Consider the following 25,301-nt stretch of genomic DNA (forward strand, 5'->3'; position numbering starts at 1 on the left):
ACTGCCTTCACCGGTGGGAGAGTCGGTCGCCGCCAACCTTATTTACGAGTAACGCCCCCCGCCGCTTTCACCAGCCGCGGGGGGCGTTTTGCGTTTTGCATCCCCTCTTACAATGCCTGTTCCGTGGCCAACAGAGGCTAGCGACACAGGCTATAAGTGTGTAAATTTGTGTAGGTATTTAGTCGTTATTATTTGTGCAAGTTTCACCAGCACGTTATAGTCGGAGTATTGATTGGCTGACAGTCCTACTATATGTAGTGCTAGTTGGCATAGGATGGATTTGCATTTACGCTTCTAGTTATTCGCCTGACGCACCGGCTAACCCGTTAGGCAACTTGAGCTTTGATAAGCTCATGGCTTTTAACTGGTTTAAACAGTTACTGTGGATTGCTACCGCTGTCGTGCTGGTGGTTGTGCTGCTGGTAGTTGACTATAAAGCCTATGATACCTTGGCATATGCCATGTATGCGGGCATGATAGTACTGCTTCTGGTAACAATGTTTGTAGCTAGACCAATTGCAGGTTCTCGCTCATGGTTGGAACTTGGACCAGTGCGGTTACAGCCTGCTGAATTTGCCAAATTCACTACTGCGCTTGCGGCATCTCGCTTTATGGCCAGTATTAACCTACGGTATCAGAACTGGCGTGACCAGCTTGTATTGGCGGGTATCACCCTGTTGCCTCCACTACTCATTGTGGCTTCCAATGAATCGGGGCAGGCGTTGGTATTCGGCGCATTGTTACTGGCTTATTTTCGGGAGGGAATGTCGCCACTGATACTGTTGCTGCTAGCTGCCGGGGGAGTAATTTTGCTGTTGGCCTTATTGGTGCCAAAGGTTTGGTTGATTGCGGCATTTACGGTGATGCTCTTAGCGGTGCTCGGGTTGAACCGGCGGATATTGCGTCATCATTTACCCCTTGCCATTGGCGTATGGCTGGCGGTAGCGGGGATGGTGGTAGGCGTAGATTTCTTTTATAATAAGGTATTGCAGCCGCACCAACGGCAACGGATTGAAATATTGATAAACCCTTCGGCAGACCCATTAGGGAAAGGGTGGAATGTGACACAAAGCAAGATTGCAATTGGGTCTGGTGGCTTTATTGGCAAGGGGTTCCTACAAGGGACCCAAACAAAATTTGATTTTGTGCCTGAGCAGAGTACTGACTTTATTTTCTGTACTGTAGGGGAGGAGTTTGGGTGGATGGGAAGCTTTGTGGTCATTGCGCTGTATCTAACCCTGCTCTGGAGGATTATTTATGTAGCAGAGCGCCAAAAATCAGTATTTGGAAGGACCTATGGCTACTGCGTAGCATGTGTGCTGTTCTTCCACATTACGGTGAATATGGGTATGACCATTGGGCTAGCACCAGTTGTAGGAATCCCACTACCATTTTTCAGTTACGGGGGCTCTTCGCTATGGTCATTTACTATTTTGCTTTTTAGTCTGCTGGCGTTGGACGCATACCGTAAGCAAGACTTACTGCGTTGATGGCACGCGGGCCGGTGCCAAGCTGGGTTTGGGCAGTATTAGTTGGGGCCCACATCCTGGCGTTGGGCTGGGTATTACATAAGGGCAGTTGGGACTTTCCCGACTCGGGCAGATACTTACAGGCCGCCGAGAACTTGCGGGTTTACGGCGAGCTTTATGCTAAGCCGTGGCTGCGCATGCCACCACGCGGACAAGCCGTTCAGGAGTTCACGATTCGGCCGTTGGGCTACCCGTTAGCAGTGCTGGGTCTTAGAGCGGGAATGAATCGTCCAGTGTTATTGCTGGGGTTGCAAAACCTATTGAGTTTGCTCAATATTGGGCTGGTACTAGCATTGTGGGCAAGGTGGGCACGGCCTAAAGCCAGTCAGTGGGCACTCGCCGTAGTGGGAGTGCTGTCCTTTCCAGCTCAACTCATCTATGCGAATGCTGTGATGAGCGAAATGCTGCTTCAAACAGCAGTGGTAGTAATGGTTTCTGTAGGACTGAGCTTTATTAGAACTCAGCGAGAGCAGTATTTTGCTGGAGTAGCTGGTGCCTCAATAATTGCATTGCTGCTAAAGCCTGTTTTCTACCCCTTAGCGTTCGTAATAGTTGGCCTAGGAATGTGGTTGGCGTGGCGAGTAAGGCGCATAAACTTTGCGTTTATTGGGCTGATTCCATTGGTGGTTGTGCTGCTTTATATGGGCTGGAATAAGGAGCGGACGGGGTATTTTCACTTCTCAAGCATTGCCGAAGTCAATTTGCTTCACTACAACGCCGCTGGCGTGGTGAGGCAGACCGAAGGGCCGGCAGCAGAAGAGAAATGGGTCGCCAGTGTGTTGAGGGAGGCTAATTCACAGCCCGATTTTGCCGCGCGGCAGCATGTGATTCAGTCGCGTGCTGGAGCGGTGCTGTGGGCCCACCCTGTGGTGTATGCACGGCAACACCTGCAGGGAATGGCAGCGTTGTTCTTAGACCCCGGCAGATTCGATGTTGCTCAATTTCTGCGGCTGGAGCCATCTAATGGCGCAGGTTTGCTGGCTCAGGCCCAGACGGGCGGCTTATGGCAAGCGCTGGGACGCCTGCCTTTGGCGATGCTGAGTTTGTTGGGCTGGGTGCTGCTGGCAAACGTGGTGCGTTTGGTGTTAGCTGCGCGCGGCTTTTTGCGGCTGAAGCACAGCGAACCAGGGCTACGTTACGGGCGCTGGGTAGCGTTGGGACTACTGCTGTATGTGGCATTTCTGACTGGCCCATTGGGCGCAGCGCGCTTTCTGGTACCCGTGTGGCCACTGCTGTTCGGCTTGGCGCTGATGGGGCTGCCAAAGGGGCCAGAGCGGGATGCGTCAGGTGCGGACAAGGCGGCGCCAGTAAGTAAAGACCAGCGCCAAAGCTGAACAAAACACAGGCGCAGAGAGGTATGCCATGCGGCCCAAATCGCCGGAAAGCAGCATATGGATGGCTACCACTGCAAGCAAACCAATTTCAGCCCAGCCTAAGGAGGCGTAGAATCTTAGTTCTGAATGGGCTCTGCTGCTTTTTTCAAGCCAGAAAGCAATGGGAATGATTAATGTATAAAGACCAAAAACACTGAGCAGTTCGCCTATTCCTTTGGGGGAAGCGGCCCGATGCACCGAATAAACGATGTTCTCAAGATGCTGTAAGGCATTGGTGACGGATTCGGTAGTATTAGTGTCGACATGGTTGTCTACGAAAAGATGGACGGCAACTAAGGCCGCTATGCCGCCTGCCAGCGCCAGTAGCTGCTTGGGCCAAACCAAGGTTTTACGACCGAACCAACACAACCAGGGCAGCGATAGGAAGAAAGATTCTTTTGCAAGCGGGCCAAGTACGAGGGCAATTCCCAAGGCCCAGGCGCCACGGGGCCCACGCCGGATGGCATAATAGCCCAGGCCAAAAACCAGCAGGTACAGGCTGTCGGTAAGGGGCAGCCCGGCGGCGTATTCTGCCCAGCGGCTGGTGAGTGCGGCCAGCATGGCCAGGGCCGCGGCGGGCGAAGAGGCACCGGCTAGGCGGGCCCCATTGAACCAACACGCTCCGGCAGCAGCCAGCAGCAGGCAATTGACAAGGTAAAAAGCAAAGCGCAGGGGCCATAAACCCGCTGGACGCTGGGGCCATATGCGCCCGTATACTTTAGCGACGGGGGCCGCTACCACCGCAGCAGCTGCGGGTACCAGCACCCGGTAGCGGTGAGTAACCTTTACGCTATCGTAATGCCACGCTGCCATACGCAGGTAGCTGCGCGTGTCCGGCGAATGCGAGAAATCGAAGTGCACGTACATCGGATAAGCCAGATTGGCCAAGGCAGCTACGGCTAAAAACCATGGCAGCAACCAGCGGCGGAGCCGAGGTCCGAGAAAGGGCAGCTTCGACGTCGATGAGGGGCTAGGCAAACTTGCGCTCGATGAGCTTCAGAAGTTTGTTGACGTGCTCCTCTTTGCGGTTCCAGTCGTAGCGCTGCGACAAATCGCCGGTGACATAGGCGCGGGCTTGGTCGGCCGTGGGTAACGAGTCGAGGTGCTGAATAGCGGCGTGATATTCCATGTTTTCTCCATTGAACAGCTCATTGATAAAGCTGAAGCGCTGGTTGATGGAAATGGCTTCGCGCAGGGACTCAACTTTGGGGCCGGGGCGTTCGGCAAGTTGAGCTGACGTGGCGGTTGCGCGCAAGGTTTCGGCCAGGGGAGCGGCTGCGGGCTGTCCGGCTTTCAGCTTTTCGTGGAGGGGCACGCTGGCCGTTTCGGTATGCGGCAGGGGCCGAGCCGGCGTCGCTGGCGTGGGTACCGCCCGCGCAGCAACCGGCTCTGGAACTGCTGGAGTAGCCGGAGCGGCAGTGACAGGCTGCGACGGGGCTACCGGGGCAGAAGAAGCTACAAACGTGGGCACGGCCACTGGAGTGGGCTCGGGAGCTTTAGCGGGCGCCGCGGGGGCTGCTTCGGGTGCGGGCGCTGCCGGAGTTGAAATGGCCGACACCGGGCCATCCTCAAGCAAATCGGCGGTGGTGAGGGGCAGCAGGGCGCTCAGCTCGGTTACCAGGCGCTGCATGGGCTGGTGGCCCTTGTAGTTGGCGGCATGGTACAGCTCGAAGCGGTGAGATAGAAAATCGCCACTGAGTTCGCTGCTGGCCGGCAGGCTGTCCACAAAGCCCTGGTAAAAAGCCTTATCGACGTCGATATAGCGCAGGTTGTCGCGCAGGCCTGATAGGGTAAAAGACTCTGCGTTGCCCAGCAGCAGGTGCTGGAAGCTGTGCACCGGGTCGGCCACAATGCCCAGCGTATCGGCAACGGCTTGGGCCAGCAAGGGTTCGAAAGCCGCCCGGCCCAAGCTGATGTGCCGCGACAGCACGTTCATAAACTGCGTGAGTGCCGCTTGCACGGGCGCCGCTTCAAAATCAAAATAAGGGCTGCGCAGGCGGGCGGTTTCGGCTTGCCACTGGCCCAATAACTGGCGTACTACTAGTAAGTTGACTTGGCGGACCGGCGTGAATTTGAGCACCGCGGGCCCATCGAGCGTGGCGGTGGGCTGAGCGCCGAAGTGCTGTTCGCAGAGACGAGCGGCCAACCGGCGACCGTATTGCGCGCACTTGGCGAGGCTATATTTGTCGTTCATAAAAAGGCCGTGTTTCGGTGGCCGAAGTTAGGCACAAATGGCCCTGTTAACGATTGAAAACTTGCCGGGCGCGGCCGTGACGGTGCCCGCCGGCGTTACGCTGCTCGCCGCGCTGCAAGCCGCTGGCCACGACTGGATGCACGCCTGTGGGGCCAAAGGCCGCTGCACTACCTGCCGCCTGCAGGTGCGCCAGGGCATGGAAAACCTAAGCCCGCCCTCCGATGCCGAGCTGCGCTACCGGGTTGCTGGGCGCCTCCTCGCCGATGAGCGGCTAACCTGCCAAACCCGCTTGCTGGCGGGCGAGGTAGTAGGCCGCGTGCCCGACGCCACGCAGCTGCCCCACGTGCAGTACCGCTAAACCCCCAACGCTGGCACGTCAAAATTATTGACTACGCCAGCTCAATAGTGGAATCACAGGCGGTCAAGACGTTTGCCTGAGCGACGGGCAGGCCCGGACCGGAGCCATGCTTTATGCTCTGCAGTTCGTTCCTAACTTTAGGTTTCTAAACCTCCCCAAGCCCGCCTGTACTTTGTTTATTGAACCCCGCGTTGGCAATCGCCACAACGCCCCGCGCCGGGGCTGGATTGAAGTGGTCTGCGGCTCCATGTTTTCGGGCAAAACCGAAGAACTGATTCGCCGCCTCACCCGCGCCCGCATTGCGCGGCAGCAGGTTGAAATTTTCAAACCGGCCGTCGACACCCGCTACGACGTTGATGACGTGGTGAGCCACAACGCAGCCCGTATCCGCTCAACTCCGGTGGCCATTGCCTCGGAAATCCTGCTGCTAGCGGCGGGCTCGGATGTGGTGGGCATCGACGAAGGGCAGTTTTTTGACGACTCGCTGGTGGACGTGTGCCAGCAACTGGCCAACAACGGTACCCGGGTCATCGTGGCCGGGCTGGACATGGACTACCTCGGCCGCCCGTTTGGGCCCATGCCGGCGCTGCTGGCCACGGCTGAGTACGTGACCAAGGTGCACGCCGTGTGCGTGTGCTGCGGCGAAATTGCTTCTTACTCGTATCGCAACGCGGCCAGTGAAAACCAGGTCCTGCTCGGCGAAACGGACTCGTATGAGGCCCGCTGCCGGCCGTGCTTTTTGGAAGGTATGCAGGCCAAAGCGCCGGCTCCGGAGGCGCGCTCGGCCGCCGCGCACTAAAGGGCTGAGCCCTGCGTTGGCAAAGGCAGCCCGGCTGCTTTTACTTAAACCGTGTTTTTGCTGAGCGTATGCTGCACATTTTCCGTTGTTGGCTGGGGCTAGTTGGGCTGCTTTGCTTGGCCCAAACCGTGGGGGCGCAGAGCACAGCCGGCTATGGCGACTGGCAGCTGCACCTGCCCACCAACCGCCCCCTCCGCCTTGAGGATGCCGGCGACCGGGTGTACGTGGCCACGGAGAACGCCTTTTATTTCCTGGATAAAAAGCTCAACACCACCCAGGTGCTTTCGCGGCGCGACGGCCTGAACGACGTGGGCGTGGCCGCCCTGGCCTACGACTCGGTAACCCAGCAAACGGTGCTGGCCTATCGCAACAGCAACCTCGACATTCTGCGGCCCAACGGCAGCGTGCGCAACCTGAACGATGTGCTACGCAAGTCGATTCAGGGCACCAAGGAAATCAATCAGGTCTCGATTGGGGCCGGCAAGGCCTACGTATCAACCAGTTTCGGCCTGGTGGTGGTGGATTTGACGAAACTCGAAATCAGCGACACCTACAGTAACATTGGCCCCGGCGGCACCGTCGTGGCCGTGTACGACGCCGCAGTGGCCAACGGCGCGCTTTATGCGGCAACCTCGGCCGGCTTGTTGCGGGGCCAGCTCACCAGCAACCTGCTCGACTACCGTAACTGGACCCTGTACCAGCCGGTGCCGCTGAGCGCCAATCCGGCGCAGCACGTCTATCCCTTTCTGGCCTCCTATGGAGGCGAAGTATATGCCGCCGTAGAGGGCGCAGGGGCGGCGGTGTACAAGTTTATTCCGGGCACGCCCGGCTCGTGGCGCGCCGTGCCCAATACCTATACTCCCCAGTTCCGGAAGCTGCGCGCCAGCAGCATCGGGGTGCTGGTGGTCGACGATATTTCCGGGGTGCGCCGCATCGACCGTACGGGCGTGGTGACTGGCGTGGTGCCGCCTACGCCCGGTACGTACACGCAGGACGCCGTGCGCTCCCGCGACGGCAGCTATTACGTGGCCAATTACCAGAACGGCTTGCAGCGGGTGCGCCCCGGCTCTGGCCAGGCGCCGGAGCGCTTCGTTCCCAACGGTCCCGAAACGGGACTGGCCTTCAGCATTCTGGCCGATGCTCACACCAACAAGGTGGACGTGTTCACCGGGGGGTACTCCGAGCGGTACTTGCCTAACGGCTATCGACTGGGCTTTTATGAGTTTGCCAACGGGCAGTGGACCAATTTTACGCCCGCGGCTTTCCCTGCCACCACCAATTTTCCGGACTTGCAGAGCCCCTCCCGTGGCACCCGCACGCCCGATGGCACCTTGTATGTGGCGGCCTACGGCGGTGGGCTGCTGGAGTGGAAAGGGCCTGGGCAGTTCCGTCAGTTCGGCGAGGGCACCCCGGCTGGCAGCCCTCTTTTTGGCACCTTTGGCAACAAGAACCGGGTGGAGGTGACCGATGTGGCCGCCGATGCGGCCGGCAAGGTGTGGGTGGTAAACCGGCACCTGCGCCCCAATACCTCGGGCCTGTTTATCCTGGACCCGGCCGCTACCACTTGGCGCACCATTCCGTGGGTGTCTGGGTTTGAAGCGCTGGAGCGCATTGTGCTGGATGATAACGGCTTTGCCTGGGTATCGGTATCGCGCAAGACCGACCCCACTGGGGCCGCCCTGGGCATCTTTGCGGTCGACCCCGCCACGGCTAACCCCAACCAGCCGCGGTTTTTTACCACCGCATCTGGCCTGCCCGACAACCAAATCTATGAGCTGGCCAAAGACCGGCGGGGGTACATCTGGGCCGCTACAATCAAAGGCGTAGCCGTTTTTAACGACCCCAGCGGGCCGTTTGGGTCCAGCCTGGGGTTTACCCTGCCTTTGGTGACGCGCGGCGAGGGAGCGAACTTTCCCGCGCTGTTTAGCGAGGCCGTACGGACCCTGGCCGTGGACGGAGGCGACCGCAAGTGGTTCGGTACCGACCACGGCCTGTGGCTGTTCAGCCCCGATGCCGACGAAGCGCTGCTGCACTTCACCACCGCCAACAGCCCGCTGCCGTCCGACCGCATCATTGACGTGAAGGTGAACGACAAGACCGGCGAAGTCTGGGTGGCCACCGATGGCGGCGTAGTAACCTACCGCGGCGCCGCCACCGTCACGGAAGGCAGCCCGAAGTGCACGGCCGTGTTCCCCAACCCGGTGCGGCCCGAGTTTACCGGCACGGTGGGCATTACGGGCTTGGCCAATAATGCCGTGGTGAAGATTACCGACATAGCCGGGCACCTCGTGTACGCCACCAAGGCCAACGGCGGCACCGTAACCTGGAACATGACCAACCCCGACGGCCAACGCGTCCGTTCGGGCACGTACCTCGTACTATCGACGGATGCCGACGGCAAAAATGGCTGCGTGAGCAAAGTGGCGGTGCTCAGCAAATAAAACCAAAATGAGGAATGAATAGTGAGGAGTGAACGCGGCGCGTAGCCCAATTCTTCATAGCTCAATATTCGTTCTCGTCCCCTTTTAAGATGTTAATCAAAACCCGGGGCATCGTCCTCAGCTACCTGAAATACCGCGAAACGAGCATCATTGCCCGTGTCTACACCGAGCGGCTGGGCGTGCAGAACTACATCGTGAACGGCGTGCGCAAGGCCAAGCCGCCGGGACGCATAGCCTTGTTTCAGCCCTTCACGCTGCTGGAGCTGGTGGCCTACGTGGCGCGGGGCAGCAGCGGCCTCACCCGCCTGTCCGAGTTCCGGTGTTCGGAGCCTTTTGTTAGCCTGCCCTATGAGGTGCAGAAAAGCAGCGTGGTGCTGTTTCTCTCCGAAGTGGTGGGCCGTGCCGTGCGCGAAGAAGAGCAAAACGAACCCCTCTTCCAGTTTCTGCACGACTCTATTCTCGCGTTTGACCAGCAGACCACGGGCAGCGAAAACTTTGCCCTGGTTTTTCTGCTGCGCTTAGCTACCTACCTGGGCTTTGGGGTAAGCTCGGGGGGCGAACTCACCGACCAGGTAATTATGGCTGGCCACGCGGCTACTTCCAAGGGCGCTACTGGCCCGGCCACGCTGCGCCTGCGCGAGTTTGAGGGTTACTTCGACGAGCTATTGCAGGACCCAGCCACCAGCACCATTCCCAACGGCCGCGTGCGCCACGAATTGCTGAATGTGCTCATTCGGTACTACCAGCTGCACGTGGAGCAGCTAGGCGAGATTCGCTCGCTGGACATTCTCTCGCAAGTGCTGGCAGAGTAAGGTACTTTTCAGCCCAAGTAACAGCCCCAGCGGCGGCCCTTCTAAAGGGGCCACGCACTGGGGCTGTTACTTGGGCTGAAATTTATAACGCCCTACTTAAAATCAACCAGCTCAACTTCGAAGCGAAGCACGGCGTTGGCCGGAATGTCGGCGCCGGCGCCGCGGGGGCCGTAGGCCAGGGGAGACGGAATGAGCAACACAGCTTTGCTGCCCTTGGTGAGCATGGCAATGCCCTGGTCCCAGCCCGGAATAACCTGGCCCGTGCCGAGCGCAAACGCAATGGGCTCGTTGCCGTGCTTGGCCGAAGAATCAAACTCTTTGCCCGTGGCCAAGACGGTGCCGCGGTAGAGTACGCGCACGGTTTGGCCTTTCTTGGGCGGCAGGCCTTTGCCGGGCCGGGTTATGATGTAGTAGGTGCCGCCAACGGTTTTCTTAGCCACCAGCTTGTTCTTCTTCAGGTAGGCCTGAATCCTGGCGGCGTCCTTGGCCGATTGGGCTACGGCGGCGGCTTTGGCTTGCTTGGCGTACTCAGCCTGCAGCTTCTCCTGGCGCGCCGACATTTCGGCCATGGTGAGCAGTTCGCGGGCGCTGGCAAACACCAGCATCGTGTTGCCGCCCTTGCGAATAAACGGCGGCACGGGCTGCCGGAAGGTCTTGGCGAATATGGTGTCGGCCGGGAAGCGGAACACGGCGCTGTCGCCGGGCAGGAGCAGGCCCAATGCTTCTTCGAGGCTACCGGCCTCGGGCTTGTCGGGCAGCGCGACGGGCTGCGGCGTGGGCTGCATCTGGCGCGACTTCATCAGCAGGGAGTCGCGGCCGGTGCGGAATTCCAGGAAGACCGTGAGCACCTGCCCAACGCGGCTGGCATATGGCGCATCGGTAGCAGCCAGTGTGTGGGGCTGGTAGCGGCCCGCCGCGTCTTTCCGAAACAGCCGGTACTCGGTGCCCGTGGGCAAGCGGGAGAACTCGGCGCCCGGCGTTTGCGCGCTGGCAGGCTGCAAAAAAGCGAACAGCGCCCAAACGGCGCTCAGGAAGAAGTATCGCATAGAAGAAAGTTGGTCAGTATCCAGGAGGGAGTTAGCGCACGCTCAGTACCTGCAGCTCAAACACGAGCTCGGTATTGGGCGGAATTAAGTAACGGCTTTCATCATCGGGGTCGCGCACGCCGGTGGCGCCGTAGGCCAGCGCCGCCGGTATCCAGGCCCGTACCCGCGAGCCCACCGGCAGCAGGGGCAGCAGCTCGTCCCAGCCCAAAATGACCTCGCCCCGGCCCACCCGAAACCGAAGCGGCCCGCCTGAGGCAGCCGTTGCATCGAAAATATGGCCATCGGGTAGAAAGCCGGTGTAGCGCACGGCCACGCGGCTGCCGGCCTTGGCCTGCGGCCCGGTGCCACGCTCCCGAAACACGAAGCGCACCCCGCTCCGCGTGTGCTGCGGAACGAGGTGCGCTGTATCGGAGCCGGTGGCGCTTGGGCTGGACGGCACCGCGGGCTTGGTAGCGGGCTGGGCGCTCGCGGCCGCAGCAGTGAGCCACAGCCCAAGTACCAACGCCAAGCTACTCAGGTGGCGTTTCAGGCCAGCAAACCAACTCACGGCGAAGGCCTTAAAAAACGTCGAGCACTTCCACGTCGAACATTAAGGCCGCGTCGGCCGGAATGCCCGTTTGGCCGGAAGGGCCGTACGCCAGGCGCGAAGGGATGAGCAACAGCTTGCGGTCGCCTTTGCGCATGAGCAGCAGCCCTTCGCTGAAACCGGCAATGGCCCCGCTGCCCGCCGTGAAGACGGCGCAGCCGCAGGCGGTGTGGTTCTCCGACGAATTGTCGAAAATAGCGCCTTGCGGGTAGCGGGAGTCGCCGGGCGAAGCCGGGTAGCCCGAGGACTCGGGGTGCGCGCCATTGCTCAGAATGCGGCCGACGTACTTCACACTCACCTGCTTACCGGCCGTGACGGGCGTACCCTGGCCCGCCGTGAGCGTAACCACGTACAGGCCCGAGTTGGTCCGCACTGCATTCGTCATCAGCTTATTTCGCGTCAGGTAATGCTGAATCGTATCCTCGTCGATGGCTTTTAGCTGCTCTTCGTGCTCACGCAGCGTTTTCTGGTAGGCAGTTTCGGTGTTGCAGCTCCACAGGGCCGGGGCCGCCAGGAGCAGGCCCGCCGCCAGCACCAGCAAGCGTGAACGGAGCAGAAGGTATTTCATGGCGAAGGGGATAAAAGGATTCCGACCAACGGAGGCCCTGGCAGCTGTGCCGGGCCGCCCGTTGGCCGGAATTCAGAAATAATAAAAGACTATTGGATGTCAACCAGCTCCACCTCGAAGCGCAGGGGCGCGTTTGCGGGGATGTCGGAGCCCGCACCACGGGTGCCGTAGGCCAGCGAGGAGGGGATGAGCAGGATGGCCTTGCTGCCTTTGTTGAGCAACGCAATGCCTTGGTCCCAACCCGGAATCACAGCGCCTTGGCCGATGGGGAAGTCAATCGGCTTGCCGGTTTTCTCCGACGAGTCGAACAGCTTGCCGCTGAGCAGCGTGCCGTTGTAGTTCACGCTCACCGTCTGGCCGGGCTTGGGCGTGGGGCCGGTGCCGGGCTTCAATACCTGGTAGTAGATGCCCGAGGGCGTCTTCTTCATCGTCAGGTTGTTTTTCTTGATGTAGTCCTGCAGCACGGCGTCGTCCTTCTTGAGCTGCGCTACCACGGCCGGGGCGGCCAGGGCTTTGGCTTGGGCATCTGCCTGTTCTTTCATCTGCTTGGCATACTCGGGCGAGGCCATGCGCTGCTTCATTTGAGCGGCCATGGCGCGCTTCTGCAGCTCGGGCTGCATGGCCTGGGCTTCTTCCTGCGTGATGAGCTTGGGCGTGGTGGCCACGTACATCATCACCACGTTGCCGCCGTTCCTGAGGAACTTGGGCACCGGCTGGCCCGACTTGGGCTTGATGAGCGAATCAACCTGGAAGCGGAACACGCCGCTGTCGCCGGGCTGCAGCATGGACAGGGCTTCGTCGGGAGCGCCTTTCTGCTTAAGTTCGAGCAGGGGCAGCGGCACGGGCAGGCCCACGTCGCGGCGGGTGTTCTGCAACACCGAGTCTTTGCCGGTGCGGTACTGCATGTTGCCCAGCAGGAACTTGCCTACCCGGTCTTTGTAGGTCGGGTCGCCGTCGGGGCCAATTTCGCGCCGCTCGTAATCGTTGCCGACTTTCTTGAAAATCTTGTACTCGATGCCGGATTTGGTTTTGGCAAAGTCACCGCCTCCTTTGTTACAGGCCGTGAGGGAAGCGAAGCCCAGCAGGCTGGCCCCAAGGGCCAACTGCCGCGCAGAGCGGGAGGAAAAACGCATGAAAAAGAAAGAAGTGAAGAGTCAGAAACGTTTCAAAGTTACGCCACCGGCGGCGCTACGGCGGCAGGTACGCCCGTCAGCTGCTCCTTATACTCGGGAAGGATGCTCAGAAAGCGCTCCACCGTTGCATCGAGGGGCAAATAACTGATGCCGCCGGCCGCGTTGTGGTGCCCACCGCCGTCGAAATGCCGGCGCGAAAAGTCGCTCACGGAGAAGTTGCCCACCGAGCGGAAGGAAATCTTCACGGCCACGCCGCGGTCGATGAACACGGCCGCAAACTTGATGCCTTCGATGCTCAACGCGTAGTTGACCAGGCCTTCGGTGTCGCCGGTTTTGCTCTGGTACTGGCGCAGTTCGTCCTGCGTGATGGCGATGTAGGCCGTGTTGTACTCGCGGTTCACCACCAGTTTGTCCTTCAGCACAAAGCCCAGGAAGCGGAGGCGGATTTCGGAATGCGAGTCGTAGATGAGGCGGTGCACCTTCGAGAGGTCGATGTTGACCTTCAGGAGCTCGGCAATGATGAGGTGCACATTGCGCGAGGTGCTGGGGTGGCGAAACGAGCCCGTATCGGTCATGATGCCCGCGTACAGGGCCTCGCCGATGCCTTTGGTGATGAGGTCCTGGTCGCCCAGGTCGCGGATGATTTCAAAAATCAGCTCGGCCGTTGCGGCGGCGCTGGGCACCGAAAAAACGATGTCGGCAAAGTCTTCGGGCTCCTGGTGGTGGTCGATGAGGACCTTGGTGGCCTTGGACTGGCGCACGTACTCGCCCAATTCGTTGATGCGGCCGAGGCAGCTAAAGTCGAGGCAGCAAATCACCTCGGCGCGGTTCACCAGGTCGCGCACCTGGCGGTCGTTCTGCCGCTTGTCGTACACCACCACTTCGTCGTTGCCCTCCATCCAGTTGAGGAACGCGGGGTAGTCGGAAGGGGTAACCACCGTGACGTGGTGGCCTTTTTGTTTGAGATAGCCGGCCCAGGCAAGTGACGAGCCCAGCGCGTCGGCGTCGGGTTTGTGATGGGTGGTGATAACAACCTGCTTGGGCTGCGCAAGCAACGCCTGCAGGGCGGATATGGAAGTGGACATCGACAACGTGAATGGCCCAAAAAGGAACTGAGGGCCGGTGGCTTACGAATAAATCGGGCGGCAAAAGTCGGAAGAAATCTTTTCTTAACAGCCAGCTCCCCTCGGAAGGTTCTCCCAAATCTGAATAAAGGTTGAGCTAAAAAGAGCGGTGAAACCTCGGTTTTTTCGCCAATATTGCCTTCTCGTCCCGGGTAAATAATGAGCGTTTTTTCCTTCTTGAGCAGGCGAGCGGCGGGCCGCGGAATGGCTCCGCTAACCCTGCTGGCGCTATTGCTGGCCCTAAGCGTGTGGCTTTATCACGATTCCATCGGGCTCTATCCGTCGTTCAACCATGCCTGGTCGCAGGCCGACTGGCTGGCCATCGCCATAAAATTTCGCGAGCGGGGCTATAATTTTTTTCTTCCGGCCACTTTCAATCTCCTCACCGACGACGGCGTGACCGGCGCGGGCTTCCCACTGCCCGCCTACCTGGCCGCCCTGCTCATGGGCCTCACCGGCCAGGAGGCCCCCGGCCTGATGCGGGGCGTGACATTAGTTGCCGGCCTGGGTGGCCTGCTGGCCCTTTTTGCGCTGGTGCGGCGTGCCAGCGGCTCGGCCCTCAAGGGTGGGGTAGTCGCGCTGTTTGCTTTTTGCAGCCCGATTTATGTGTTTTATCAGGCCAATTTCCTGCCGTCGGTGCCAGCGTTTGCGGCGGCGCTGGTGGGGTATTATTGGTTTTATCTGTCTCTGGAGGCCGATAAGCAGCCCCGTGAAGCGCGCCGACAGCTGGGGGTGGCCGTGGCCTGGCTGACGATGGCCGCGGCCATGCGCACGCCTTTCGCCTTGCCGCTGCTGTGCACGCTCGGCCACGTGGCGCTGCTGCGGCCCCGGCACACGGCGCTGGTGGGCCGGGGAGCGTTGGTGGTTATTTACGCAACAGCCTTTGCACTGCTGATTGCCGACTTTCTGTATAACGAATACCTGAACCAGGCCTACCATGGTGCTCTGTTTCTGGCGCGGCCGCGCTCCTTCGCCTCGTGGGCCCAGGCAGTGGAAGTGACCCAAACGGTCCGTGAGTACTGGCTGTGGAGCTTGCTCAGCAAGCCGCAGTGGCTCTTGCTGCTCTTGGCCGGCGGGGCGCTTGTGGGGCAGCAGGGGCGCCGGCTGCTTCGCAATGAGTGGGTGGGGCACTGGCTGGCGCTCTCGGCGGGTGGGCTGGTTTACTACGTGCTGATGGGGCAGCAATTTGCCATTCACGACTACTACCTGCTCGACACGTTCTTCCTGCCGCTGGTGCTGGCCTTTGCGGGCAGCGTAGCCAGCATACGCCTGCCTCAGCGGCGGCCAGCCCAACTCGCAATTATGGCGGCGCTGCTGTTGCTGAGCGGCACGGCGGCGTGGAAAGCCCGGGCCGAGCAATTGCGCCGCATTACCCCGCCCGCCACCGACAAGAGCGTGCTCACCCGCGACAATTTTGCCTCGAGTGCCCGCTGGCTCGATTCGTTGGGCGTGCCGCGTACGGCCACGGTTTTGGTGCTGGATGCCTACTCCTACAACCTGCCCCTGCTGTTGGCCCACCGCCGAGGGTGGACCATGCTCCAGAACCGGAAGTCAGCCCAGGATTTATCGGCGACAAACCTGCGGGCCGCACTGGCGCTTCCGGCCGACTACGTGATTACGCAAAACGCAACCTATGCCCAGGAAGTCGTGAACCGTTACCCGGGCATCGCCGCCTACCTGCAACCCATCGCCAACAACGGCCGCCTGAGTTTGTGGCGCATCCGCAAGGTGCCGCTGGTGGCTCACTGGCAACTGCGCACCGATATGGAAAGCCGGCTCGATACCATAATTTGGCTCAATTCGGCAAGTATTTCGGTGGGGCCTGCCGCATCGGGGCGGCAGGCTGCCCGCTTGGGTGGCAGCAGAACCACGGGGCTGGCTTTTCACCAGACGGTAGCTCAACTTGGTTTGCGCGCTGGTCAGCAACTGCTTTTTTCGGCGCGGTACCAGGCCGGCAGCGGGGCCGGAGCCGTGTTGGTAGCCAGTCTGGAGCCTAAGGCTGGGGCACCGCCTTACTGGCAGCAAACGGTGGTGTGCCGAGCCACCCGACCCGGCGATTGGGAGCCTCTGGGCGCTGCGTTTGCCCTGCCGGTACCGCACGCGGCCACCGACGTGCTAAAAGTGGGCATAAGGAAGTCCGGGCCGGGCGAAATCACCCTCGACGATTGGGAAATGAGCATTTTGCCCTGAGCTACGGCGCAGCTAAGAACCACCGGGTTGGGTGCCCGCCGGGGATGTGGTAGTTTTGCAGCTTCAACTTTTCATTTTTATCCGATTTCCCCTGCCCATGGCCACCAACCGCACATTCACGATGATTAAGCCCGACGCTGTACAGGAAAACCACATTGGTGGCATCCTGAACATGATGGAAGAAGGCGGCTTCCGCATCGTGGAGCTTCAGAAACTCACCCTCACGGCCGAGCGCGCCGGCCAGTTCTACGCTGTGCACGCCGAGCGTCCTTTCTACAACGACCTGGTTCGTTACATGTCGAGCGGCCCCATCGTAGCGGCAGTGCTGGAGAAGGACAACGCCGTGGCCGATTTCCGCACCCTCATCGGTGCCACCAACCCCGCCCAGGCCGCCGAAGGCACCATCCGGAAGAAGTACGCCAAGAGCATCGAAGCCAACGCCGTGCACGGCTCGGACTCCGACGAGAACGCGCAGATTGAAGCCGACTTCTTCTTCGGCGCGAAGTAGTCCAGCGTCCGTTAAATCAACAAAAAGCCCGCCCTGCGCTATGCAGGGCGGGCTTTTTGTTTGTGCCAAAAGCTGACTGATTTTGTACCAATTTTGTATTGTTGAGCTTACTTTATCGACTAAAACCGATGCGGCCGGGCGTTTTGAACTCGCTGATGAAATCGGTTTTTTCGCGATTGTAAAGCTCGGCCAGGGACGTGGGCTCCAGAATGGGCTCGGTTAGGCCGAGCTCGGTGGCCAGAGCCTGGGCTTTTTCCAGGGCCAGGGGCTCGAAGCGGTAGGAGGCGATGAGGCGGCCTTTGCGCAGCAGGGCTTTGTCGATGCGGGCCAAATCGGCGTTGAAGGTGCAGATAATCTGGATATGAAAGCCATCGGACAGCAAGCCGTCGGAGAGATTGAGCAGGTTGCTAACGGCGTTGCCGCCGTGGCCGTCGCGCTTGGCCAGCAGCTCCTCGGCGTCTTCAATCAGCAGAATGGAGTTGGTGTTGTCGTGCAGCAGGTTGATAAATTCCGGGTCGGCAATGCGCGTGGCCAGGTTGGGCGGAATAAACAGCTTGGGCTTGTCTGTGAGGCCGCACAGGTGGCGGATGTAGCTCGTTTTGCCGGTGCCGGGCGGGCCGTGCAGGATGATGATGCCTTTCTCCTCGGGCTGCTGCAGGCGTTTGAGAATGGCTTCGTGGGCGGGCAGCAGGTCGTCGTTGTAGTGCGTGGTGAGGTCCAGCGCCGGGATTTTAATGGGCAATGGCGAAAACTCCAGCTCGCCAAACGCTAGGCGCAGCACCTGAATGCGGTCGTGTTCCAGCTTCCCGGTATCGAGTTGCGCCGCTAGTAGCCCCTGTACCAGCGCCAGTTGGGCGGGGTCGGTCTGCGGGGAAAAGAACAGCTGGCCGGCGCGGTCGCCGTAGGTGCCCCGCTCGTAGAACCACAGCAGCAGGTGCGGGGCTAGGCTCAGGGCGTAGTGGCTGATGTCGGGCGCCTTGCCTTTTTTGTCCAGGTACACCGCGTGTGCGACGGTAGCCTGCTCCAGGTCGTAAGACTTGGCCAGCTCCGCCAGAATGGTCTGGCGGGCTTCGGCACTGGCCAGCTGGTAAATTTCACGGCGCGGCAACACCCCGAACGCCGAGTAAAACCAGGAGACAGGCTGGAAATATGCGTCTCTTTCGAAAGATTGCGAGAGGTCGGGAGTGGCCACCAGAGGCAATGCTGTTTTCATGCCGTTGACTTTCATTCCTAAAAATACATTCTACTGCCCGGAAATCAACTAGTCTCCGAGTAAGAAGCCAGCTCAACACGGCCAATGCGTTGCGTGGTAGAATGGGTCTGCGTTTCAAAAGAGCCAACTAAAAAGCCTCGCAATTGCGAGGCTTTTTATATTGAGCAAAGACGGATGCAAATTTTACCGCAGCGTCGTAGACTAGACTTGCTCTACCGTGAGCAGGCCTTCGGGGTGCGCTTGCTCTGCTGCCTGAGTGGTGTGCTTGTGCTTGAAGATGAGCACAAACAGCACGGCAATGGCCAGCGAATAGCCGGCAAACGTGAGCCAGATGCTGTGCCAGTCCTTGTTGCCGGCGGCGTCGGTGAAATAGTGTTGGATGATAAGGCCGCTCAGCGAGCTGCCCAGCACGGCCCCAAAGCCGTTGGTCATCATCATAAACAAGCCCTGCGCGCTGGCCCGGATGCTGGGCTGCGTTTGGGTTTCGACGAACAGCGAGCCCGAGATGTTGAAGAAGTCGAAGGCCATGCCGTACACGATGCACGAGAGGATAATCATCCAGAGGCCCCCGCCGGGGTTGCCGTAAGCAAACAGGCCGAAACGCAACACCCAGGCTATCATGCTGAAAAGCATCACCTGCTTGATGCCGAAGCGACGCAGGAAGAACGGGATAGCCAGGATGAACAGCGTCTCGGAAATCTGCGAGATGGACATGATGATGGCCGGGTACTTCACCGTCAGGGTCTCCTGGTAGGCGGGCGTCTTGTCGAAATCGTGCAGGAAGGTGTCGCCGTACGCGTTGGTGAGCTGCAAAGCGGCCCCCAGCAGCAGCGCAAATAGAAAGAAGGTGAGCATCTTGCGGTCGCGCAGGATTGCAAACGACTTGAGGCCAAGGATTTCCATCAGGCCCTGGCTGGACGTGCTGGTGGACTGGGGCGGGCACTTGGGCAGCGTGAACGAGTACAGGCCCAGCAGGAAAGCTGCGCCGGCCGCCACGTAAAACTGGCCGGCCGTCTTCTCGAAGCCCAGCAAACTCACCGTCCACATGGCCACGATGAAGCCAATGGTGCCCCACACCCGGATGGGCGGGTAGTCCTTCACCACGTCGAGCCCTTCGGTTTTCAGCACCGAAAACGACACCGCAATGGACAACGACAGCGTGGGCATGTAGAAAATCATGTTCAGCAGCATCACCCAGAACATGGTGGTCGGGTTGTCCACCATCGGAATCGAGAGCAGCGTCAGGCCGCCCAAGATGTGCAGGATGCCGTAGAGCTTCTCGGCATTAATGTATTTATCGGCCACAATGCCCATGAGCGAGGGCATGAAGATGGAGGCAATGCCCATGGTCGAGAAGATGGCGCCAAACTGCGCGCCCGACCATTGCTTGGTTTGAAACCAATAAGCGCCAATAGTTATCAACCACGAGCCCCATATAAAGAATTGTAAGAAACTCAATACGGTGAGGCGCAACTTAGTATTCATGCCGAGTCAGGATAACAGAAAGGTGGGATTTAGCCGCTAAAGATACACGGCTTCCTTCCAGAAGTGGCAAAGCCGCGCTGGTTTTGCCCACGCTGCTTTAACAAAGGTTCACTCAGGGCCTTGCCCAAGGAATAAGACCTCGTGACGTAGCGCCGGCCTGCAACTTCAGCCCAACGCCGACGTTTGGGCAACAAAAAAGCCCCGGCCGATAAAGGCCGGGGCTTTGTGTTTTTAACGGAAGCAGCGCCAGCTACGCCTGGTAGCTGGGCGAAAACGTGCCGGCGGGCTGCCCATCGGCCAGGGGATAGTCGATGTAGCCGTCGGCAAAGCCGTTGGGGCCGGGGGCGTACAACGTAGCCTGGTCGGCTTCGGCCAGCGGGGCGCCGGTCTTGAGGCGCTCCACGAAATCGGGGTTGGCGATGAAGGGACGGCCCACGGCCACAAGGTCGGCCCGGCCGCTTTCCAGCGCCTCGTTGATGGCTTCCAGGGTGGAGTAGCCGCCGCTGAGGATGAGCGTATTGGTGAATTTCTGACGGATGGTGGTCACCGTCTGGGCCGGCACAGCCGGGGCACCCATACTGGAATGGTCGACGAGATGCAGGTACACCACCCCGATTTTTTGGAGCTCCTCGGCCAGATAAGCGTAGGTCTCGTCAATCTCGGGGTAGTGGGCCATGTCGCTGGCCATGCCCCAGGGCGAGAGCCGAATGCCGGTGCGCTCAGCGCCAATAGCTTCCACCACGGCGCGGGCTACTTCCAGCACAAAACGGGCGCGGTTTTGCACGCTGCCGCCGTACCCGTCGGTGCGCTGGTTGCTGTTGGGGTTCAGGAATTGCTCGAGCAGGTAGCCGTTGGCACCGTGCAGCTCCACGCCGTCGAAGCCGGCTTCGATGGCCAGCTTGGCGCTGTGCACGTATTCGTCGCGCACCTGGGCCAGTTCCTCGGTCCGGATGGCGCGGGGCACGGGCTGGGGCTGCATCTGCTCCTGGTCGGTCCACATGTCGCCGGCGGCGGCAATGGCCGAGGGCGCTACGCCTTCCGCCCCTTCGGGCAGGTTGTGCGGATGGAAAATGCGGCCGGCGTGCATCAGCTGCACAAAAATATGGCCGCCGTGGTGGTGCACGGTTTCGGTTACACGCTGCCAGTTGGTCACCTGCTCCTGGTTGAACAGGCCCGGAATGCGGGCGTAGCCCAAGCCGTTAGCCGCCGGCGAGGTGCCTTCCGTGATGATGAGGCCGGCCGTGGCGCGCTGGCGGTAGTACTCCGCCATTAGCTCGTTGGGGATGTTGCCCAGGGCGCGGCTGCGCGTCATGGGGGCCATCACAATATGATTGGAAAGGGTCAGGGAGCCCAGTTTGGCGGGCTCGAAAGCTTTATTCGACATAGAGGTAGGAATAAGCCGAGGTGCGCGGCCACGGCGGAGATTAATGAGACGCGGTTAAAAAGCAAGTACGTACACGAATTGTTTTGGCAATAGGTTTTATTGAGCTGGGCAATGAGCTGAGAACCATAGCGAAAAAAGAAAAGCCCGGCCCACATTGTGGGCCGGGCTTCGGTCTTATAGTGGCAATGGCGGGTTCAACCGCCAAAGCGGTACTTACATGGGGGTGGCTTCGGCAAAGCGACGGTTCACCTCGTCCCAGTTAATCAGGTTGTAGAAGCCGGCGATGTAGTCGGGCCGGCGGTTCTGGTATTTCAAGTAATAAGCGTGTTCCCACACGTCGAGGCCGAGCACGGGAATGCCCCGGCAGCCCGCGTCGGGCATCAGCGGGTTGTCCTGGTTGGGCGTCGAGCAGATTTGCACCGAACCATCGGCCTGCTTGCACAGCCACGCCCAGCCCGAGCCGAAGCGCGTGGTGGCGGCCTTGGTGAATTCCTCTTTGAATTTGTCGAAGCTGCCAAAGGTCTTCGTGATGGCCTCGCCCACGGCACCGGTGGGCTGCCCGCCGCCGTTGGGCGACATGATGGTCCAGAACAGGGAGTGGTTCCAGTGGCCACCGCCGTTGTTGCGCACGGCCACGGGGGCCTTGGCAATATTGTGCATGATTTCCTCGAGGGACTGGTTCTCCATCTCGGTGCCGGCAATGGCAGCGTTCAGGTTGGTCACGTAAGCCTGGTGGTGCTTCGTGTGGTGGATTTCCATCGTCTGGGCGTCGATGGTGGGTTCCAGCGCATCGTAGGCGTACGGGAGTTTTGGGAGCTCAAAAGCCATAAGTGAAAAGGGTTTTGGGTGGACGGGCGTATGAAAAACAGAGCAGGTGCTAAAATAGCCTACCTAGATATCTAGTTACGACCAGCGCCCGCTCAAGTTCAAAAGTAGATTTATTTCCGCTTTAAACTAAAAAACTCTTGCATCAGCGCGGCGCATTCTTCGGCCTGCACGCCCCCGCGCAGCTGGGTCTTGGGATGCAGGAGCTGGCCGTGGCGCCGGAACCCTACTTTGGGCTCACTGGCCCCAAACACCACGGCTTTCAGTTGGGCCCAGTAGCTGGCGCCGGCGCACATCACACACGGCTCAATGGTGACGTAGAGGGTGCAATCGGCCAGGTATTTATTGCCCAAGTGGTTGGCGGCGGCCGTTAGGGCCAGCATTTCGGCGTGGGCCGTCACGTCGCGAAGCTGCTCGGTTTGGTTGTAGCCCCGCCCGATTATCTGTTTCTCGAACACCACCACGGCCCCGATGGGAATTTCATCGGCCGCCAGGGCTTTTTCGGCCTCGCCCAGCGCTTGGAGCATGAAATAGTCGTCGGTCATGGCGTTCGGTGCCCGGGCGGTGCGGGCCCGGCAAAATTAGCCCAATAAAAGAAGCCCCGGCACTGCGCAGTGCCGGGGCTTCTTTTATTGGGCTAAAAGGAAAAGCTGGAAAGAGCCTCGCCTTGGCCGACGGCCTTATTTCAGCGCAATGGCATTCATGACGGCTTGCGCGGTGGGCTGCCACTTGGCCTGCTCTTCGGCCGGGGCCACAAACGTGAAGACGTACAGCTGCTGGCCCTCGATGGCGTATTGCACCACCTGGTATTTCTTGATGGGCGCCAGCTGGCTGCCGCGGCGCGTATCCGCCACGGTCGACACAAATTCGAAGTAGATGAAATCGCGCCCGTTTACGGTGCGAATGTCTTCCTTCAAAAAGTCAGCCTTGGAATACAGGCGCTGGATGCTGGACTTGTAAATCTTGAGCAGCACGCCGTAGTCCATGCTTTCGAACGTGGTGGGGCGCACGGCCACGCTGTAGTCCACGCGGCCGCTCGGGTCAGAGTACACGGCCAGCGGCTTGCGCGGCGACGGGTACTTCACCGCAATGCCGTCGTCGGGCAGGGGCATGAAGCCGGCCGGCACGCCCACCGTCAGGCCCGAGCCGAGCTTGACATTCGTCAGCTTGGGCTTAGGGGCGAAGGCCGTGAGGCCAAGAATCAACAGCAGAAACGAGAAAATCTTCATGGTAAGCAGCAACGATGGGGGAATAAAAGTAGTGCCACGGCTGTGGGGCCGTGGCACTGCCGTAGGTCGTCGGGGCCTTAGCGCCGAACGGTGGGGTACTTAATCCGCACCTTCTTCCAGTAGACGTAGTTGCCGGTTTTGGCTTCTACCAAATAGGTGCCGGCCGGAATCTTGCCCAAGTCAACCGGGGCGCCGGTGTTGTTGGCCGGGTCGAGCTCGGTTTGGTAAATGACGCGGTTCTTGTAGTCCGTCATCACCAGCGTACCGGGCTTGGTGAACTGCTGGGTAAAGCTCAGCAGGATGCTGGTGGAGTTGGGCTTGGGAAATACGTCGATGCCCGACAGCGTTTCGATGCGCTTGATGGGGCCGTCGAGCGTCACCGCCCCGGACGTGCCCTTGGCTTTCACGACGGTACCCGACTCGTCCGACTTGTTTTTGGTCTTGATTTTGGTTTGTGCCTGAGCGGTGCCGGCAAACAACAGGGCGGCCGCGAGTGCGAAAGAGGGGAGGAATTTCATGGACAATTGAAGGATTGAGAAGACAAAGGAACGCACTTGCTGTTGGCCTTTGCATACTCCGTACCAAAAATGCGGGAGGTGCCGTCGGGAGGTTCGCCATTTGGCGGTTGGCTTCTTAGCCCAAGGGCCTAACTTTGCCCAAAACCCTTTTGCCATGCTCCGTACCCACACCTGCGGCGAACTCCGCCCCGAACACATTGGTCAAACCGTCACGCTTTGCGGCTGGGTGCAGCGCACCCGCGACAAAGGCGCCATTCTCTGGATTGACCTGCGCGACCGGTACGGCCTCACCCAGATAGCCCTGGAAGAAGGTGTGGAAGCCAACGAAGTGCGCGAAACCGCCCGCCACCTCGGCCGCGAGTTTGTGCTTTCCGTGACGGGCCAGGTAGCCGAGCGCTACTCCAAAAACGACAAGATGCCCACCGGCGGCATCGAAATCCGCCCCCAGAAGCTCGAAATCCTCAACGCCGCCAAGCTGCCGCCCTTCCTCATCGAAGACGAAACCGACGGCGGCGACGACCTGCGGATGAAGTACCGCTACCTCGACCTGCGCCGCACCCCCGTGCGCAACAACCTGATGCTGCGCCACAAAATGGCCCAGGCCGTGCGCCGCTACCTTGACGGCCAGCACTTTATCGAGGTCGAAACGCCGGTACTCATCAAGTCCACGCCCGAAGGCGCCCGCGACTTCGTGGTGCCCTCCCGCATGAACCCCGGCGAGTTCTACGCCCTGCCGCAATCGCCCCAGACGTTCAAGCAACTGCTCATGGTATCGGGCTTCGACCGCTACTTCCAGATTGTGAAGTGCTTCCGCGACGAAGACCTGCGCGCCGACCGCCAGCCCGAGTTCACGCAGATTGACTGCGAAATGGCCTTCGTAACCCAGGAAGACATCCTGAACACCTTCGAAGGACTGACCCGCTACCTGTTCAAGGAAATCAAGGGCCTCGACTTCCCCACCGTGCCCCGCATGACCTACGCCGACGCCATGCGCCGCTTCGGCAACGACAAGCCAGACACGCGCTTCGCCATGGAGTTCGTTGAGCTAACAGAAATTGTGCAGGGGCAGGGCTTCCCCGTATTTGACAACGCTGGGCTGGTCGTGGGCATCAATGCCTCTACCTGTGCTCATTTCACCCGCAAGCAACTCGACGAGCTGACGGATTTCGTGAAGCGTCCTCAGATTGGCGCCACCGGCCTTATCTACGCCCGCGTCGAAGCTGGCGGGGTGGTGAAGTCGTCGGTTGATAAGTTCTACTCGCAGGAAGAATTGCAGCGCTGGAAAGCAGCTTTCAACGCCCACGAAGGCGACCTGCTGCTCATCATCGCCGGCGAGCCCAACAAGGCACGCAAAGCCCTGAGCGAACTGCGCCTGGAGATGGGCCAGCGCCTCGGCCTACGCGACAAAGACGATTTCTCGCCGCTGTGGGTGGTTGATTTTCCCTTGCTCGAATACAGCGAAGAGGAAAACCGCTACTTCGCCATGCACCACCCCTTCACCTCGCCCAAGCCCGAAGACCTGGTTCTGCTCGACTCGCCCGAAACCATCGGCCAAGTTCGCGCCAATGCCTACGACCTAGTGATTAATGGCGTGGAAGTAGGCGGTGGCTCAATCCGCATTCACGACCGCGCCGTGCAGGCCCGCATGTTCGGCTTACTCGGCTTCACCCCCGAAGAAGCCCAGGCCCAATTTGGCTTCCTGCTCGACGCCTTCGAGTACGGCGCCCCGCCCCACGGCGGCATCGCCTTCGGCTTCGACCGCCTCTGCAGCCTCTTCGGCGGCGCCGATTCCATTCGCGACTTCATCGCCTTCCCTAAGAATAACTCCGGCCGCGACGTGATGATTGACTCGCCCTCGCCGATTTCGGATGCTCAACTGAAGGAATTGAGCATTGCCACGGCCGTGGTGGCGAAGTAGTTTTTTGTGACTGTAGAAACAGAAGCGGCGCCTGATACTTCAGGCGCCGCTTTTTTATGCCCAATTCA

23 protein-coding genes are annotated in these 25,301 nt (G+C 60.0%); 9 read left to right on the forward strand and 14 right to left on the reverse strand.

The window, feature by feature from the left end:
* The first annotated feature begins 194 nt into the window (after positions 1–194).
* Positions 195–1,490, forward strand: coding sequence for a rod shape-determining protein RodA (gene rodA, locus LJ738_RS00005; RefSeq protein WP_227784274.1), 1,296 nt, complete (start codon positions 195–197; stop codon positions 1,488–1,490).
* Positions 1,490–2,863: a hypothetical protein gene (locus tag LJ738_RS00010; protein ID WP_227784275.1), complete on the forward strand. Its 1,374-nt coding sequence runs from the start codon at positions 1,490–1,492 to the stop codon at positions 2,861–2,863. The genes rodA and LJ738_RS00010 overlap by 1 nt, the downstream gene beginning before the upstream one ends.
* Here the strand turns inward: LJ738_RS00010 and LJ738_RS00015 are convergent.
* A complete protein-coding gene (locus LJ738_RS00015) occupies positions 2,813–3,790 on the reverse strand; it encodes a hypothetical protein (protein WP_227784276.1) in 978 nt (325 codons plus the stop codon). The genes LJ738_RS00010 and LJ738_RS00015 overlap by 51 nt on opposite strands.
* 82 nt (positions 3,791–3,872) lie before the next feature.
* Positions 3,873–5,096, reverse strand: a complete 1,224-nt coding sequence (locus tag LJ738_RS00020) for a DUF8457 domain-containing protein (RefSeq protein WP_227784277.1) — start codon at positions 5,094–5,096, stop codon at positions 3,873–3,875.
* A gap of 37 nt (positions 5,097–5,133) precedes the next feature.
* Here LJ738_RS00020 and LJ738_RS00025 point away from each other — a divergent pair, with 37 nt between their 5' ends.
* The 4 genes from LJ738_RS00025 (at position 5,134) to recO (ending at position 9,506) form a co-directional block, all read left to right on the forward strand.
* Positions 5,134–5,454, forward strand: coding sequence for a 2Fe-2S iron-sulfur cluster-binding protein (locus LJ738_RS00025; protein WP_227784278.1), 321 nt, complete (start codon positions 5,134–5,136; stop codon positions 5,452–5,454).
* Positions 5,455–5,626: 172 nt separating this feature from the next.
* A complete protein-coding gene (locus LJ738_RS00030; RefSeq protein ID WP_068189021.1) occupies positions 5,627–6,253 on the forward strand; it encodes a thymidine kinase in 627 nt (208 codons plus the stop codon).
* Between the two features lie 68 nt (positions 6,254–6,321).
* Positions 6,322–8,694: a type IX secretion system anionic LPS delivery protein PorZ gene (gene porZ / locus LJ738_RS00035; RefSeq protein WP_227784279.1), complete on the forward strand. Its 2,373-nt coding sequence runs from the start codon at positions 6,322–6,324 to the stop codon at positions 8,692–8,694.
* 89 nt (positions 8,695–8,783) lie between these two features.
* Positions 8,784–9,506, forward strand: coding sequence for a DNA repair protein RecO (recO, locus tag LJ738_RS00040; protein WP_227784280.1), 723 nt, complete (start codon positions 8,784–8,786; stop codon positions 9,504–9,506).
* A gap of 92 nt (positions 9,507–9,598) precedes the next feature.
* Here the strand turns inward: recO and LJ738_RS00045 are convergent, their stop codons facing one another.
* The 5 genes from LJ738_RS00045 to LJ738_RS00065 all read right to left on the reverse strand — a co-directional run bounded on the left by LJ738_RS00045 (position 9,599) and on the right by LJ738_RS00065 (position 13,924).
* Positions 9,599–10,552 carry an FKBP-type peptidyl-prolyl cis-trans isomerase gene (locus LJ738_RS00045; RefSeq protein WP_227784281.1) on the reverse strand — a complete coding sequence of 318 codons (954 nt, stop codon included), beginning with the start codon at positions 10,550–10,552 and terminating at the stop codon, positions 9,599–9,601.
* Between the two features lie 31 nt (positions 10,553–10,583).
* Entirely contained in the window at positions 10,584–11,099 is a 516-nt protein-coding gene (locus LJ738_RS00050; RefSeq protein WP_227784282.1) for an FKBP-type peptidyl-prolyl cis-trans isomerase, read from the reverse strand.
* Between the two features lie 10 nt (positions 11,100–11,109).
* The gene (locus LJ738_RS00055) at positions 11,110–11,706 is read right to left on the reverse strand and encodes an FKBP-type peptidyl-prolyl cis-trans isomerase (protein ID WP_227784283.1); all 597 of its coding nucleotides are present in this window, start codon (positions 11,704–11,706) and stop codon (positions 11,110–11,112) included.
* Positions 11,707–11,795: 89 nt separating this feature from the next.
* Positions 11,796–12,839, reverse strand: coding sequence for an FKBP-type peptidyl-prolyl cis-trans isomerase (locus LJ738_RS00060; protein ID WP_227784284.1), 1,044 nt, complete (start codon positions 12,837–12,839; stop codon positions 11,796–11,798).
* Positions 12,840–12,877: 38 nt separating this feature from the next.
* Positions 12,878–13,924 (reverse strand): DHH family phosphoesterase, encoded by a 1,047-nt coding sequence (locus tag LJ738_RS00065; protein ID WP_227784285.1) that lies wholly within the window; start codon positions 13,922–13,924, stop codon positions 12,878–12,880.
* A gap of 243 nt (positions 13,925–14,167) precedes the next feature.
* On the opposite strand from LJ738_RS00065, the gene LJ738_RS00070 reads away from it, so the two are divergent.
* Entirely contained in the window at positions 14,168–16,153 is a 1,986-nt protein-coding gene (locus tag LJ738_RS00070) for a hypothetical protein (RefSeq protein WP_227784286.1), read from the forward strand.
* A gap of 97 nt (positions 16,154–16,250) precedes the next feature.
* Positions 16,251–16,661, forward strand: coding sequence for a nucleoside-diphosphate kinase (locus LJ738_RS00075; protein ID WP_068188995.1), 411 nt, complete (start codon positions 16,251–16,253; stop codon positions 16,659–16,661).
* Positions 16,662–16,773: 112 nt separating this feature from the next.
* On the opposite strand, the gene LJ738_RS00080 is transcribed toward LJ738_RS00075, so the two are convergent.
* The 7 genes from LJ738_RS00080 to LJ738_RS00110 all read right to left on the reverse strand — a co-directional run bounded on the left by LJ738_RS00080 (position 16,774) and on the right by LJ738_RS00110 (position 23,315).
* Entirely contained in the window at positions 16,774–17,874 is a 1,101-nt protein-coding gene (locus LJ738_RS00080) for an AAA family ATPase (protein ID WP_227784287.1), read from the reverse strand.
* 201 nt (positions 17,875–18,075) lie between these two features.
* Positions 18,076–19,359 (reverse strand): nucleoside permease, encoded by a 1,284-nt coding sequence (locus LJ738_RS00085; protein WP_227784288.1) that lies wholly within the window; start codon positions 19,357–19,359, stop codon positions 18,076–18,078.
* 250 nt (positions 19,360–19,609) lie between these two features.
* Complete coding sequence (locus tag LJ738_RS00090) at positions 19,610–20,743, reverse strand: alkene reductase (protein WP_227784289.1); 1,134 nt, start codon at positions 20,741–20,743, stop codon at positions 19,610–19,612.
* 213 nt (positions 20,744–20,956) lie between these two features.
* Positions 20,957–21,571 (reverse strand): superoxide dismutase, encoded by a 615-nt coding sequence (locus LJ738_RS00095; RefSeq protein ID WP_227784290.1) that lies wholly within the window; start codon positions 21,569–21,571, stop codon positions 20,957–20,959.
* A 110-nt stretch (positions 21,572–21,681) separates the two neighbouring features.
* Positions 21,682–22,113, reverse strand: coding sequence for a nucleoside deaminase (locus LJ738_RS00100; protein WP_227784291.1), 432 nt, complete (start codon positions 22,111–22,113; stop codon positions 21,682–21,684).
* Between the two features lie 135 nt (positions 22,114–22,248).
* Positions 22,249–22,797 carry a hypothetical protein gene (locus LJ738_RS00105; RefSeq protein WP_227784292.1) on the reverse strand — a complete coding sequence of 183 codons (549 nt, stop codon included), beginning with the start codon at positions 22,795–22,797 and terminating at the stop codon, positions 22,249–22,251.
* Between the two features lie 77 nt (positions 22,798–22,874).
* Entirely contained in the window at positions 22,875–23,315 is a 441-nt protein-coding gene (locus LJ738_RS00110) for a T9SS type A sorting domain-containing protein (RefSeq protein WP_227784293.1), read from the reverse strand.
* A 154-nt stretch (positions 23,316–23,469) separates the two neighbouring features.
* Here LJ738_RS00110 and aspS point away from each other — a divergent pair, with 154 nt between their 5' ends.
* Entirely contained in the window at positions 23,470–25,233 is a 1,764-nt protein-coding gene (gene aspS, locus LJ738_RS00115) for an aspartate--tRNA ligase (RefSeq protein WP_227784294.1), read from the forward strand.
* Positions 25,234–25,301: the final 68 nt, after the last annotated feature.

The organism is Hymenobacter plasmatis (assembly GCF_020711255.1).
Classification (GTDB): Bacteria; Bacteroidota; Bacteroidia; order Cytophagales; family Hymenobacteraceae; genus Hymenobacter.